Raw genomic sequence first — 14146 nt, 5'->3', positions numbered from 1 at the left:
GGGGGGCGTCGGCGGCCGGAGCCGTCGTACGCCGTGGCCGGGCCGGCCGTCGCGCGCGACGGGTCGGTCCGTCGCCGAGCGGACGGTCAGGCCGTCGGCGGGTGGCCGGTCAGACCGTCAGTGCGCGGTCGGTCGGCCGGATCGGGGCCGGCAGGTCGCTGGCGCCGGTCAGGTACCGGTCCACTCCGCGGGCGGCGGAGCGGCCCTCGGCGATGGCCCAGACGATGAGCGACTGGCCGCGGCCCGCGTCACCGGCGACGAAGACGCCCGGCACGTTGGTCTGGAAGTCGGCGTCGCGGGCGATGTTGCCGCGCTCGTCGAGCTCCAGGCCGAACTGCTCGACCAGGCCGTTCTTCACGTCGGTGCCGGTGAAGCCCATCGCGAGGGTGACCAGCTGGGCGGGGATCCTCCGCTCGGTGCCGGGCTTCTGCGTGAGCTTGCCGTCGGTGAACTCTACCTCGATCAGGTGGAGCCACTGCACATTGCCGTCCTCGTCGCCCTCGAAGTGGGTGGTGGAGACGGAGTAGATCCGCTCGCCGCCCTCCTCGTGTGCGGAGGTGACCTTGTACAGCATGGGGAAGGTCGGCCACGGCTGGTGCGGGGCGCGGTCCTCGCCCGGCCGGGGCATGATCTCCAGCTGGGTGACGGACAGGGCGCCCTGGCGGTGGGCGGTGCCCACGCAGTCGGCGCCGGTGTCGCCGCCGCCGATGACGACGACGTGCTTGCCCTCAGCGGTGATGGGCGGGGTGACGAAGTCGCCTTCCTGCACCTTGTTGGCGAGGGGCAGGTACTCCATCGCCTGGTGGACGCCCTTGAGTTCGCGGCCCGGGACGGGCAGGTCGCGGGCGGTGGTGGCACCGGCGGCGATGACGACGGCGTCGTACCGCTTGCGCAGGTCGGTCGCGGTGAGGTCGCGGCCGATCTCGACGCCGGTGCGGAAGCGGGTGCCCTCGGCGCGCATCTGCTCGATGCGCCGGTTGATGTGCCGCTTCTCCATCTTGAACTCGGGGATGCCGTACCGGAGCAGGCCGCCGACGCGGTCGGCGCGCTCGAACACGGCGACCGTGTGGCCGGCGCGGGTGAGCTGCTGGGCGGCGGCGAGACCGGCCGGGCCGGAGCCGATGACCGCGACGGTCTTGCCGGAGAGGCGCTCGGGGGGCTGCGGGGTCACGTTGCCGGACTCCCACGCCTTGTCGATGATCGAGACCTCGACGTTCTTGATGGTGACGGCCGGCTGGTTGATGCCGAGGACGCACGCCGCCTCGCAGGGGGCGGGGCACAGCCGCCCGGTGAACTCCGGGAAGTTGTTGGTGGCGTGGAGCCGCTCGTAGGCGGCGCCCCAGTCCTCGCGGTAGGCGAAGTCGTTCCACTCGGGGATGAGGTTTCCGAGGGGGCAGCCGTTGTGGCAGAACGGGATGCCGCAGTCCATGCAGCGGGACGCCTGCTTGCTGATGATCGGCAGCAGGGAGCCGGGGACGTAGACCTCGTTCCAGTCCTTGACGCGTTCGCTCACCGGGCGGCTCTGGGCGCCTTCGCGCCCGGTGGTCAGGAAGCCCTTGGGGTCAGCCATTGGTCGCCGCCTCCATCATCTTCTCGGTGGTCTCGGTCTCGGAGAGACCGGCCCGCTCGGCGGCGTCCTTGGCGGCGAGCACTGCCTTGTACGTGGTCGGGATGATCTTGCTGAAGCGGTCCGCGGCGACGGACCAGTCGGCGAGGAGCTTCTCGGCGACGGTGGAGCCGGTCTCCTCGTGGTGGCGGCGCACCACGTCGTGCAGCCATGCCTTGTCGGTGTCGTCGAGGGGCTCGACGGCAGGCAGGTTCCCGGAGTTGACGTTGTCCGGGTCGAGGTCGATGACGTACGCGACACCGCCGGACATGCCGGCCGCGAAGTTCCGTCCGGTCTCGCCGAGTACGACGGCGTGGCCGCCGGTCATGTACTCGCAGCCGTGGTCGCCGACGCCTTCGGAGACCACCAGGGCGCCGGAGTTGCGGACGCAGAAGCGTTCGCCGGTGCGGCCGCGCAGGAAGATCTCGCCGCCGGTCGCCCCGTACGCGATGGTGTTTCCGGCGATGGTGGAGTACTCGGCCAGGTGGTCGGCGGCCCGGTCGGGGCGGACGACGATCCGGCCGCCGGACAGGCCCTTGCCGACGTAGTCGTTGGCGTCGCCCTCCAGGCGGAGGGTCACGCCGCGCGGCACGAACGCGCCGAACGACTGGCCCGCGGAGCCGGTGAAGGTGATGTCGATCGTGTCGTCGGGCAGACCCGCGCCGCCGAACCGCTTGGTCACCTCGTGGCCGAGCATGGTGCCGACCGTGCGGTTGATGTTGCGGATGGCGAGCTGGGCGCGGACCGGCCGGGCGTCCTCGGCGCTGGCGGCGCCGAGCGCGTCGGCGGCCAGTTCGATGAGCTGGTTGTCGAGGGCCTTCTCCAGGCCGTGGTCCTGGCCGACGACCTGGTGGCGGACGGCGCCGTCGGGCAGGTCGGGGACGTGGAAGAGCGGGGCCAGGTCGAGGCCCTGGGCCTTCCAGTGGTCCACGGCGCGGGCCGTGTCGAGGAGCTCGGCGTGGCCGACGGCCTCGTCCAGGGTGCGGAAGCCCAGCTCGGCGAGGATCTCGCGGACCTCCTCGGCGATGAACTCGAAGAAGTTCACGACGAACTCGGGCTTGCCGGAGAACCGTTCCCGCAGGACCGGGTTCTGCGTGGCGATGCCGACCGGGCAGGTGTCCAGGTGGCAGACGCGCATCATGACGCAGCCGGAGACGACGAGCGGGGCGGTCGCGAAGCCGAACTCCTCGGCGCCGAGCAGCGCGGCGATGACGACGTCGCGGCCGGTCTTCAGCTGGCCGTCGGTCTGGACGACGATCCGGTCGCGCAGCCCGTTGAGCAGCAGGGTCTGCTGGGTCTCGGCGAGGCCGAGCTCCCAGGGGCCGCCCGCGTGCTTCAGCGAGGTGAGCGGGGAGGCGCCGGTGCCGCCGTCGTGGCCGGAGATGAGCACCACGTCCGCGTGGGCCTTGGACACGCCCGCCGCGACCGTGCCGACGCCGACCTCGGAGACCAGCTTCACATGGATGCGGGCGGCCGGGTTGGCGTTCTTGAGGTCGTGGATCAGCTGCGCCAGGTCCTCGATGGAGTAGATGTCGTGGTGCGGCGGCGGCGAGGTGAGGCCGACGCCGGGCGTGGAGTGCCGGGTCTTGGCGACCCACGGGTACACCTTGTGACCGGGCAGCTGGCCGCCCTCCCCGGGCTTGGCGCCCTGGGCCATCTTGATCTGGATGTCGTCGGCGTTGACGAGGTACTCGCTGGTGACGCCGAAGCGGCCGGAGGCGACCTGCTTGATGGCGGACCGGCGGGCCGGGTCGTAGAGGCGGTCGGGGTCCTCGCCGCCCTCGCCGGTGTTGGACTTGGCGCCCAGCTGGTTCATGGCGATGGCGAGGGTCTCGTGCGCCTCCTTGGAGATGGAGCCGTACGACATGGCGCCGGTGGAGAACCGCTTGACGATCTCGCTGACCGGCTCGACCTCCTCGACGGGGATCGAGGGGCGGTCCGACTTGAAGCCGAACAGGCCGCGCAGGGTCATCAGCCGCTCGGACTGCTCGTTGACCCGCTCGGTGTACTTCTTGAAGATGTCGTACCGCTTGGAGCGCGTGGCGTGCTGGAGGCGGAAGACCGTCTCGGGGTCGAACAGGTGCGGCTCGCCCTCACGGCGCCACTGGTACTCGCCGCCGATCTCCAGGGTGCGGTGGGCCGGGGCGATGCCGCTGGCCGGGTACGCCTTGGCGTGGCGGGCGGCGACCTCCTTGGCGATGACGTCGAGCCCGGCGCCGCCGATCTTGCTGGAGGTGCCGTTGAAGTACGTGTCGACGAAGTCCTGGTCCAGGCCGACGGCCTCGAAGACCTGGGCGCCGCGGTAGGAGGCGACGGTGGAGATGCCCATCTTCGACATGACCTTCAGCACGCCCTTGCCGAGGGCGTAGATCAGGTTCCGGATGGCCTGCTCGGGCTCGACACCGTCGATGAACGTGCCGGCGCGGACGAGGTCCTCGACGGACTCCATGGCGAGGTACGGGTTGACGGCGGCGGCGCCGTAGCCGATGAGCAGCGCCACGTGGTGGACCTCGCGGACGTCACCGGCCTCGACCAGCAAGCCCACCTGGGTGCGCTGCTTGGTGCGGATGAGGTGGTGGTGGACGGCCGAGGTGAGCAGCAGCGACGGGATCGGCGCGTGCTCGGCGTCGGAGTGCCGGTCGGACAGGACGATCAGGCGGGCACCGTCCTCGATGGCGGCGTCGGCCTCGGCGCAGATCTCCTCGATGCGGGCGGCCAGCGCGTCGCCGCCGCCGGAGACCCGGTACAGGCCGGAGAGGGTGACGGCGGTCATGCCGGGCATGTCGCCGTCGGCGTTGACGTGGATGAGCTTGGCCAGCTCGTCGTTGTCGATGACCGGGAAGGGCAGGGTGACGCTGCGGCAGGACGCGGCGGTCGGCTCCAGCAGGTTGCCCTGCGGGCCGAGCGACGAGATCAGCGAGGTGACGAGCTCCTCACGGATGGCGTCCAGCGGCGGGTTGGTGACCTGCGCGAACAGCTGCGTGAAGTAGTCGAACAGCAGGCGCGGGCGCTCGGACAGCGCGGCGATGGGCGAGTCGGTGCCCATAGAGCCGATCGGCTCGGCGCCGGTGCGGGCCATCGGCGCGAGGATGACGCGCAGCTCCTCCTCGGTGTAGCCGAAGGTCTGCTGGCGGCGGGTGACGGAGGCGTGGGTGTGGATGATGTGCTCGCGCTCGGGCAGGTCGCCCAGCTCGATGATCCCGCTCTCCAGCCAGTCCTGGTAGGGGTGTTCGGCGGCGAGCTTCGCCTTGATCTCGTCGTCCTCGATGATGCGGTGCTCGGCCGTGTCGACGAGGAACATCTTGCCGGGCTGGAGGCGGCCCTTGCGGACGACCTTGCCGGGTTCGATGTCGAGGACGCCGACCTCGGAGGAGAGGACGACGAGGCCGTCGTCGGTGACCCAGTAGCGGCCGGGGCGCAGTCCGTTGCGGTCGAGGACGGCGCCGATCTGGGTGCCGTCGGTGAAGGTGACGCAGGCGGGGCCGTCCCAGGGCTCCATCATCGTGGAGTGGTACTGGTAGAAGGCGCGCCGGGCGGGGTCCATGGAGTCGTGGTTCTCCCACGCCTCGGGGACCATCATCAGCACCGCGTGGGGCAGGGAGCGCCCGCCGAGGTGGAGGAGTTCGAGGACCTCGTCGAAGGAGGCGGAGTCGGAGGCGTCGGGGGTGCAGATCGGGAAGATCCGCTCCAGTTCCTTCTCGCCGAACAGGCCGGTGACGAGCTGCGACTCGCGGGCGCGCATCCAGTTGCGGTTGCCCTTGACCGTGTTGATCTCGCCGTTGTGGGCGACGAAGCGGTACGGGTGGGCGAGCGGCCAGCTCGGGAAGGTGTTGGTGGAGAACCGGGAGTGGACCAGGGCGAGCGCGCTGGCGATGCGGCGGTCGGACAGGTCCGGGAAGAACGGCTCCAGCTGCCCGGTGGTGAGCATGCCCTTGTAGACCAGGGTGCGGGCGGAGAGCGACGCGAAGTAGACACCCAGCTCCAGTTCGGCGCGCTTGCGCAGCACGAACGCCTTGCGGTCCAGGTCGATGCCGGTGCTGGCGCCGCCGTCGGAGACGAACAGCTGGCGGAAGGCCGGCATGGTGGCGCGGGCGGTGGCGCCGAGGAGGCCGGGGGTGACGGGGACCTCGCGCCAGCCGAGGACGGTGAGGCCCTCCTCGTCGGCGAGCGTCTCGATCCGTGAGACGGCTTCGTCCGCGGTGTCCTCGGGGAGGAAGGCGGTGCCGACGGCGTACGCCCCCGCCTCGGGGAGGGTGAATCCGGCCACCTCGCGCAGGAACGCGTCGGGGACCTGGAGGAGGATGCCCGCGCCGTCGCCGGAGTCGGGTTCGGAGCCGGTCGCGCCCCGGTGCTCCAGGTTGCGCAGTACGGTCAGCGCCTGTTCGACCAGCTCGTGGCTGGGGACACCGGTGAGGGTGGCCACCAGCCCGACGCCGCACGCGTCGTGTTCGTTGCGGGGGTCGTACATCCCCTGCGGAGCGGGGCGACTGTCCATGGGCGACCAGGCGTCGGAACGCATCGGCTCTCCCGTCGTCGTCGTGGCATGTTGCGTGTGCCGAGGGACGACGTTGGCCCTCGCGAAATTTCGTGCAGGTTACATGATGGAACGCTTCTCGAAAACCGGAAGGCACATTCCAGCATGCGGACACCACGGGGGTATGAAGCCGCTGTGGTGCGGGGTTTCGGGGGACAGAGCGGAGGGGACACGGATGGTGTCCTGCGGTCCTGCGGCCTGTCTGGGGGAAGCGGGCCTCATTGCCCGCGGCGCTCACGAGTGATGCCCAGGGATGGGGGAGTCGAAACCGCCGGGTACCGGCTACCTATGTGGTGCCTCGCATAGTGTCCCACTCGTCGGCCGATCCGGCTACCGGGACGTACGTCACAACATCCCGGCAATCCGACGGTAACCCGCTCCCCCGCACCCCGCACCGCGAGCGCCTCCGTACCGCCGCCGCGTCAGAGCATCGTCCCGAAGGCGCTGCCCAGGGCGTACGTCACGGCCGCCGCCGCACCACCGAGCGCGAGCTGCCGCAGACCGCTGTACCACCAGCTGCGCGCCGTCACCCGCGCCACGAGCGCCCCGCAGGCGAACAGCCCGGCCAGCGCCAGCAGGACCGCGGGCCACAGCGCGGTCGCGCCCAGCAGGTACGGCAGGACGGGCAGCAGCGCGCCGAGCGCGAACGAGCCGAACGACGAGGCGGCGGCGACCAGCGGCGACGGCAGGTCGTCCGGGTCGATGCCCAGCTCCTCGCGGGCGTGGATCTCCAGCGCCTGCTCCGGGTCGCGGGACAGCTGCATGGCCACCTCGCGGGCGAGCCGGGGCTCGACGCCGCGCGCCACGTACAGCGCGGCCAGCTCCTCCATCTCGTCCACCGGGTGCTTGCGCAGCTCCCGGCGCTCGATGTCCAGCTCCGCCTCGACCAGCTCCCGCTGCGAGGCGACGGACGTGTACTCCCCGGCCGCCATCGAGAACGCACCCGCCGCGAGGCCCGCGAGTCCGGTGATCACGATGGTCTGCTGCGACACCGCGCCGCCCGCCACACCGGTCATCAGCGCCAGGTTGGACACCAGCCCGTCCATCGCCCCGAACACCGCCGGGCGCAGCCAGCCGCCGTTCACATCGCGGTGCGTGTGGTTGTCGCGGTGGGCGACGTGCAGTGCGGCCTCGGTCTCGATGATGGACACAGCTCTCCCCTTGCTCCACGCGGACGGCCCCGCGCTGTTCCGATCACCATCGAAAGTACGCTCGATGTAAGGGGTGTGCCAGCAAGGCAGGCTTTACTTAGTAAGGGTCACCACACCACCGCCCGGGGACACGTAACGAGGGACGGCGGCCCCGCGCGGGGGGAGAATTCCGGCATGACGCGCACTCGGACCCCTCCCCGCATCACGGTGCTCGGCAGCACCAACATGGACCTCGTCGCCTATGTCCCCCGGGCGCCCCGGCTCGGCGAGACCGTCACGGGACACGACTTCCGCACGGTCCCCGGCGGCAAGGGCGCCAACCAGGCCGTCGCCGCGGCCCGGGCGGGCGCCCACGTGTCGATGATCGGCGCCGTGGGCTCCGACGACTTCGGCCCCCGGCTGCGCGCCGCCCTCGCGGACTCCGGCGTCGACACGAGTCTCGTGCGCACGGCCGACGGCCCGTCCGGCACCGCCCACATCGTGGTGGACGACGACGGTGCCAACGCCATCGTCGTCGTACCCGGCGCCAACGCCTCGGTCACCGGCGTCACCCCGGAGGACGAGGCGCGCATCGCGGCGTCGGACGCGCTGCTGCTCCAGCTGGAGCTGCCGCTCGACGCGGTCCTGGCCGGGGCGGAGGCCGCTCGCCGCCACGGCGTCCGCACGGTGCTGACGCCCTCCCCCGCGCAGCCGCTGCCGCACGAGCTGCTCGCCCTGATCGACGTGCTGGTGCCCAACGAGCACGAGGCGAGCGGCCTGGCGGGCGTCGCCGACCCGCGCGCCGCCGCCGAGGAGCTGCTGCGGGACGTGCCGGAGGTGGTCGTGACGCTGGGCGCGGCCGGCTCCCTGTACGTGGCGCGGGGCGCCCGCCCGGTGACCGTGCCGGCCCGGCGGGTGCGGGCGGTGGACACGACGGCGGCCGGGGACACCTTCACGGGGGCGCTGGCGGTGGCCCTCGGGGAGGGCAGGGCCGTGCCGGACGCGCTGGCGTGGGCGTCGGCGGCGGCCGCCCTGTCGGTGGGGCGGGCCGGGGCGTCGTCCTCGATGCCGTACCGCGCGGAGATCGACGCGTTCTGAGAACGGCGGAGCGGCCGCCCGGACCCCGAAGGTCCCGGCGGCCGCTCCCCGCGCGCGGGCGGCTCTACGACTTCTGCGGCGCCTTTGCCCCAGCGTCCGTCTTGTCGTCGGTCTCGTCGTCGGTCTTGTCCGTGTCCGCCTTCGCGGCGCCCGAGTCGGCGGAATCCGCCGTCCCGCCGTTCTCGGCGGTGTCCTTCCCCGCGGCCGCCTTCGCCGCCGCGGGCTCCACGACCGCCTCCCGGCCCGGCCGCTTGCGCGCCGACAGCACGATGTACGTCACGGCCAGCAGGAACACCAGGGTCGCCGTCCACACGTTGAGCCGCAGCCCCAGGATGTGGTGGGCGTCGTCCACGCGCATGTACTCGATCCACGCGCGTCCCGAGCAGTACGCCGCGACGTACAGGGCGAAGGCCCGGCCGTGGCCCAGCGTGAACCGGCGGTCCGCCCAGATCACCAGCAGGGCGACACCGACGCACCACAGCGACTCGTACAGGAAGGTCGGGTGGTACAGCCCGCCCTCGCGGTTCACGCCCTCGCTGATCTCCAGCGCCCACGGCAGGTCCGTGGGGCGGCCGTACAGCTCCTGGTTGAACCAGTTGCCCCAGCGGCCGATGGCCTGGGCGAGGGCGATGCCGGGGGCGATGGCGTCGGCGTACGCGGGCAGCGGGATGCCCCGGCGGCGGCAGCCGATCCAGGCGCCCACCGCGCCGAGCGCGATGGCGCCCCAGATGCCGAGGCCGCCCTCCCAGATCTTGAACGCGTCCACCCAGTTACGGCCCTCGCTGAAGTACAGCTGGTAGTCCGTGACCACGTGGTAGAGCCGGCCGCCGACCAGTCCGAAGGGGACCGCCCAGACGGCGATGTCGGCCACGGTGCCGGCGGCGCCGCCCCGGGCGATCCAGCGCCTGTTGCCGTACCAGACGGCGACGAAGACACCGATGATGATGCAGAAGGCATAGCCGCGCAGCGGAACCGGTCCGAGGTTGATCACGCCGGTCGACGGGCTGGGAATGTAGGCAAGGTCCATGGCACCACCGACGCTACCGTGCCGGGCCCGCGACCGGGCCACCCGCCCGGCAAAGACTGCATAACGCCGGGCCACTTCCGCCCGGTCGGGCGCTGACGCCCAGAACCACGCACCTGCCCCGCCCCGCCACCGGCCCGGACCTCGTGCCCGGACCAGGGCGCGGGCCCGGCCCGTGCGCGGGCCCCCGATCCGTCGGCGGCCCCGCCCCTGGTCGGGCCACGACTCGCGTACGGCCCCGATCCGTCGGCGGCCCCGCCCCGAGGACGCACCCGGCCCGTCGCGGACCCGCATCGCGGCGGCCGGGCCCTTGGCGGAAGTCGCGCGGCGTCAGTACGCGGGGTCGGCGCCGAAGCCCGGGCCGGAACCGGTGTCCGACTCGGCGGTGTCCCCGCTCCCCGGCGAAGGCGACTGCGACCCGGACCCCGCCTCCGGCCCCGAAGCCGACGCCCCGGCGGTCGGCGTGGCCGTGCCGGGCTTCTTGCCCTTGTTCGCCTCGGCGACCCACTTCTTCAGGTTCGCCGGGGAGATCTGCTCGTTCCCCTTCGTCGGGAAGATCGACTCGCCGTTCAGCAGCACCGTCGGCGTGCCCCGGAAGCCGCCCTCGCCGAACGCCTCGTTCGACGCGTTCACCCAGCTGTCGTGGGTGCCCTCGGTGACGCAGGAGCGGAAGGCCGGTGTGTCGAGGCCCGGCACCTTCGCCGCCAGCTCGAACAGCTTCCCGTCCTTGGCGAAGGCGTCGTCGGCCTCCTGCGGCTGGTTCGCGAACAGCACGTCGTGGTACGCGCTGAACTTCCCCGCGTCCTGCGCGCACGCCGCGGCGTTCGCCGCGTTGAGCGATCCGCTGCCGCCCATGTTGCCGTCGATGATCGTAGCGAGCCGGTACTCCGTCCGCAGCTGCCCGGCGGCTTCCAGCTCGTGGATCGTGTCCCGGAAGGTGTTCTCGAACATGGCGCAGGCCGGGCAGCGGAAGTCCTCCCACACGGTCAGCGTGGCGGGGGCGTCCGACGCGCCGACCGGGATGATCAGCTGGTCCTCGCCGGTGGCGCCGGACGGCGCGGTCACCGGGCCCTTCCCCGACGTGTCGCCCTTCCCGCCGCTGTTCGCCGCGATGACGCCCACGACGGCGGCGAGGCCGAGCACGCCGACCACGGCCGCCGTCACCAGCACCAGGCGGCGGCGCTTCTCGCGGGCCCGCTCACGCTCACGTTCGATCTGGAGCCGCTCGCGCGCGCTCCGCTTTGCTGCCCTGTTCTTCTCGTTCACGCCCAAGCAACGAACCGGGGAGGCACGTCCGCGCCTCCCCGGTTCCACATCCACCCGTACGGGTTACGAGACCCGCTTCACGCCGCGGGCCAGTTCGCCCGCCAGTTCCCGTACGGCCGCGATTCCGGCCGCCTGGTCACCGGCGTCGAGGAGCCGCTTGACGAAGGCCGAGCCGACGATGACGCCGTCCGCGAAGGAGGCGACCTCGGCGGCCTGCCCGGCGTTGGACACGCCGAGGCCCACGCAGACCGGCAGGTCCGTGGTGGCGCGGGTGCGGCGCACCAGGTCGGCGGCCTGCTCGCCGACGGACTCGCGGGTGCCGGTGACGCCCATGAGGGACGCCGCGTAGACGAAGCCGGAGCCCGCGGCGGTGATCGTGGCGAGCCGCTCGTCCCTGCTGCTGGGCGCGACGACGAACACGGTGGCCAGGCCGTGCTTCTCGGCGTGCTCCCGCCACAGCGCGGACTCCTGGACGGGCAGGTCGGGCAGGATGCACCCGGCGCCGCCCGCCTCGGCCAGCTCGGCGGTGAACCGCTCGACGCCGTACCGGTCGATCGGGTTCCAGTACGTCATGACGAGGACCGGCTTGCCGGTGGCCTCGAACGCCTCGCGGACCGTGCGCATCACGTCGGCGATCCGCACGCCACCGCGCAGCGCGATGTCGTCGGCGGTCTGGATGACGGGGCCGTCCAGGACCGGGTCGCTGTGCGGGAGGCCGACCTCCACGATGTCGGCGCCGCCGTCGAGTACGGCCTTGACCGCCTCGATACCGCCGTCCACGGTGGGGAAGCCCGCCGGGAGGTACGCGATGAGCGCGGCCCGCTCCTCGGCCCTGGCGGCGGCGAGGGTCTCGTTCAACAGCCGGATGTTGCCGCTCACTTGGCGTCCCCCTCGATCTCGGCGGTGGTGCCGGCCTCGTCGGCGGCGACCTCGGCGTCCGTGTCGTACAGCCCGAAGTAGCGGGCGGCGGTGTCCATGTCCTTGTCGCCCCGGCCGGACAGGCTGACGACGATCAGCCCGTCGGGGCCCAGCTCCCGGCCGACCTCCAGGGCACCGGCGAGGGCGTGCGCGGACTCGATGGCCGGGATGATGCCCTCGGAGCGGGACAGCAGGCGCAGGGCCTGCATCGCGGCGTCGTCGGTGACCGCGCGGTACTCGCCGCGGCCGCTGTCCTTGAGGTAGGCGTGCTCGGGCCCGATGCCCGGGTAGTCCAGACCGGCGGAGATCGAGTACGGCTCGGTGATCTGGCCCTCGTCGTCCTGGAGGACGTACGAGCGGGAGCCGTGCAGGATGCCCGGCTCGCCCGCGGTCAGGGTCGCCGCGTGCTCGCCGGTCTCCACGCCGTGGCCGGCCGGTTCGCAGCCGACGAGGCGGACGCCCTCGTCGGGGATGAACGCGTGGAACAGGCCGATGGCGTTGGAACCGCCGCCGACGCAGGCCACGGCCGCGTCGGGCAGCCGCCCCGCGCGCTCAAGGATCTGGCGGCGCGCCTCGACGCCGATGACCCGGTGGAAGTCGCGGACCATCGCGGGGAACGGGTGGGGGCCCGCGACCGTGCCGAAGAGGTAGTGGGTGTGGTCCACGTTGGCGACCCAGTCGCGGAACGCCTCGTTGATGGCGTCCTTCAGGGTGCGGCTGCCGGACTTCACGGCGATGACCTCGGCGCCGAGCATCCGCATGCGGGCCACGTTGAGCGCCTGCCGCCGGGTGTCGATCTCCCCCATGTAGATGGTGCAGTCGAGGCCGAACAGCGCGCAGGCGGTCGCGGTGGCGACGCCGTGCTGGCCCGCGCCGGTCTCGGCGATGACGCGGGTCTTGCCCATGCGCCGGGTGAGCAGGGCCTGGCCCAGCACGTTGTTGATCTTGTGGGAGCCGGTGTGGTTCAGGTCCTCGCGCTTGAGGAAGACCCGGGCGCCACCGGCGTGCTCGGCGAACCGGGGCACCTCGGTGAGGGCGCTCGGGCGGCCGGTGTAGTGGACGAGCAGGTCGTCGAGCTCGCGGGCGAACTCGAGGTCGGCCTTGGCCTTGTCGTACTCGGCGGCGACCTCGTCCACGGCGGCGACGAGCGCCTCCGGGATGAACTTGCCGCCGAACGCGCCGAAGTAGCCCTCGGCGTTGGGAACGCGACCCTCGGGGTCGGGAACGAAGAACTCGCTGGACATGCGGAAATGACCTCACGGTGAGTGTGGGTGGACACCGACGCCGTGGGGGGAGCGGGGACCGCCGGACCGACGGGAGCCTTCTGTCCGGCCGGACGACGGGCCACGACCGTCAGCCGGTCGAGACCGACACGCGGCCGGGACCGTCGATCCGGACCGAACCGCCGGTCGGTCAGGACCGTCGGTCGTGACCGGACCGTCGGTCGGCCGGTGGCCGGACGCGACGGGTCACGTCACGTGGCCGTGTTCCCCGCACCCCGCGGGGGGCGCCATCGCATGCCGTTGACCTGGCCGGGCTCCGAGCCGATCACGTACCGCACCCGCCGCCCGTGCACCCGCCGCGCGGGCGCGCGGCAGCCCCGGGGGCGGCAGCCGCGGGCGAGCCGGGCGTACGCCTCCGGGGGCGTGGCCACGGCCGCGCGGGGCCTGGCCACGACCGGGGTGACGGGGGTGACGGGCGCGGGCACGGCGGGCGCTCAGTCCCGCCCGTGCCGCAGCGCCGGGTGCGCACCGGCGGCGACGAGGTCGGCCACGGCGGCCTTCGGGTCGCGGCCGGTCACCAGCGACTCGCCGACGAGCACCGCGTCGGCGCCCGCGTTGGCGTAGGCGATCAGGTCGTGCGGGCCGCGGATGCCGGACTCGGCGACCTTGACGATGTGGGACGGGATCTCCGGGGCGACGCGCTCGAACGTGGAGCGGTCCACCTTGAGGGTCTTCAGGTTCCGGGCGTTGACGCCGATGACGCGGGCGCCCGCGTCCACGGCCCGGGAGACCTCCTCCTCGTCGTGGACCTCGACGAGCGGGGTGAGCCCGATGGACTCGGCGCGCTCGATCAGCGAGACCAGCGCGGGCTGGTCCAGGGCGGCGACGATCAGCAGGGCGACGTCCGCGCCGTACGCCCGGGCCTCCCACAGCTGGTACGCGGTGACGATGAAGTCCTTGCGCAGGACCGGCACGTCCACGCGCGCGCGGACGGCCTCCAGGTCGGCGAGGGAGCCGCCGAAGCGCCGCTGCTCGGTGAGGACGGAGATCACGGCCGCGCCGCCCGCCTCGTAGTCGGCGGCGAGTCCCGCGGGGTCGGCGATGGCGGCCAGGGCGCCCTTGGACGGGCTGGAACGCTTGACTTCGCAGATCACCTTGACGCCCTCGCCACGCAGGGCGGCGGCGCCGTCGCGGGCCTGGGGGGCCTTGGCGGCCCGCTCCTTGAGCTCGTCGAGGGAGACCCGCGCCTGTCGCTCTGCGAGGTCGGCGCGCACGCCGTCGATGATCTCGTCGAGCACACTCACGCGAGAGGCCCCCTTTCGGGAGGGTGATGTTTGATCAAGCCAG

Annotated in this window: 10 protein-coding genes; 1 reads left to right on the top strand and 9 read right to left on the bottom strand. The window is 72.5% G+C overall.

Going from position 1 to position 14146, the window contains the following annotated elements:
- Window positions 1-109: 109 nt before the first annotated feature.
- The 3 genes from J116_RS21700 to J116_RS21690 form a co-directional block, all read right to left on the bottom strand.
- The gene (locus tag J116_RS21700) at window positions 110-1570 is read right to left on the bottom strand and encodes a glutamate synthase subunit beta (RefSeq protein WP_023589185.1); all 1461 of its coding nucleotides are present in this window, start codon (window positions 1568-1570) and stop codon (window positions 110-112) included.
- Window positions 1563-6125 carry a glutamate synthase large subunit gene (gltB, locus tag J116_RS21695; RefSeq protein ID WP_023589184.1) on the bottom strand — a complete coding sequence of 1521 codons (4563 nt, stop codon included), beginning with the start codon at window positions 6123-6125 and terminating at the stop codon, window positions 1563-1565. Before gltB ends, J116_RS21700 begins: the two co-directional genes overlap by 8 nt.
- A 437-nt stretch (window positions 6126-6562) precedes the next feature.
- Window positions 6563-7291 (bottom strand): VIT1/CCC1 transporter family protein, encoded by a 729-nt coding sequence (locus J116_RS21690; protein WP_023589183.1) that lies wholly within the window; start codon window positions 7289-7291, stop codon window positions 6563-6565.
- Window positions 7292-7465: 174 nt separating this feature from the next.
- Here J116_RS21690 and rbsK point away from each other — a divergent pair, with 174 nt between their 5' ends.
- A complete protein-coding gene (gene rbsK, locus J116_RS21685; RefSeq protein ID WP_023589182.1) occupies window positions 7466-8368 on the top strand; it encodes a ribokinase in 903 nt (300 codons plus the stop codon).
- A gap of 64 nt (window positions 8369-8432) precedes the next feature.
- On the opposite strand, the gene lgt is transcribed toward rbsK, so the two are convergent.
- From lgt to trpC, 6 genes are all read right to left on the bottom strand, one after another.
- Window positions 8433-9395: a prolipoprotein diacylglyceryl transferase gene (lgt, locus tag J116_RS21680; RefSeq protein WP_023589181.1), complete on the bottom strand. Its 963-nt coding sequence runs from the start codon at window positions 9393-9395 to the stop codon at window positions 8433-8435.
- A 327-nt stretch (window positions 9396-9722) separates the two neighbouring features.
- The gene (locus J116_RS21675; RefSeq protein ID WP_079147788.1) at window positions 9723-10658 is read right to left on the bottom strand and encodes a DsbA family protein; all 936 of its coding nucleotides are present in this window, start codon (window positions 10656-10658) and stop codon (window positions 9723-9725) included.
- A gap of 63 nt (window positions 10659-10721) precedes the next feature.
- Window positions 10722-11537 (bottom strand): tryptophan synthase subunit alpha, encoded by an 816-nt coding sequence (gene trpA, locus J116_RS21670; RefSeq protein ID WP_023589179.1) that lies wholly within the window; start codon window positions 11535-11537, stop codon window positions 10722-10724.
- A complete protein-coding gene (gene trpB / locus J116_RS21665) occupies window positions 11534-12820 on the bottom strand; it encodes a tryptophan synthase subunit beta (protein ID WP_023589178.1) in 1287 nt (428 codons plus the stop codon). The genes trpA and trpB overlap by 4 nt, the downstream gene beginning before the upstream one ends.
- Before the next feature lie 230 nt (window positions 12821-13050).
- A complete protein-coding gene (trpM, locus tag J116_RS21660) occupies window positions 13051-13284 on the bottom strand; it encodes a tryptophan biosynthesis modulator TrpM (protein ID WP_023589177.1) in 234 nt (77 codons plus the stop codon).
- Between the two features lie 9 nt (window positions 13285-13293).
- Window positions 13294-14103, bottom strand: a complete 810-nt coding sequence (trpC, locus tag J116_RS21655; RefSeq protein ID WP_023589176.1) for an indole-3-glycerol phosphate synthase TrpC — start codon at window positions 14101-14103, stop codon at window positions 13294-13296.
- Window positions 14104-14146 lie beyond the last annotated feature (43 nt).

The sequence above is a fragment of the Streptomyces thermolilacinus SPC6 genome (genome assembly GCF_000478605.2).
Classification (GTDB): domain Bacteria; phylum Actinomycetota; class Actinomycetes; order Streptomycetales; family Streptomycetaceae; genus Streptomyces; species Streptomyces thermolilacinus.
Note: the sequence above shows the minus strand (reverse complement) of the source record. Positions and strands in the feature narration are given on the sequence as shown.

Coding starts and splice junctions, on each gene's coding strand:
- J116_RS21700 (WP_023589185.1), bottom strand. CDS start 1,570: ATGGCTGACCCCAAGGGCTTCCTGACCACCGGGCGCGAAGGCGCCCAG.
- gltB (WP_023589184.1), bottom strand. CDS start 6,125: ATGCGTTCCGACGCCTGGTCGCCCATGGACAGTCGCCCCGCTCCGCAG.
- rbsK (WP_023589182.1), top strand. CDS start 7,466: ATGACGCGCACTCGGACCCCTCCCCGCATCACGGTGCTCGGCAGCACC.
- lgt (WP_023589181.1), bottom strand. CDS start 9,395: ATGGACCTTGCCTACATTCCCAGCCCGTCGACCGGCGTGATCAACCTC.
- trpB (WP_023589178.1), bottom strand. CDS start 12,820: ATGTCCAGCGAGTTCTTCGTTCCCGACCCCGAGGGTCGCGTTCCCAAC.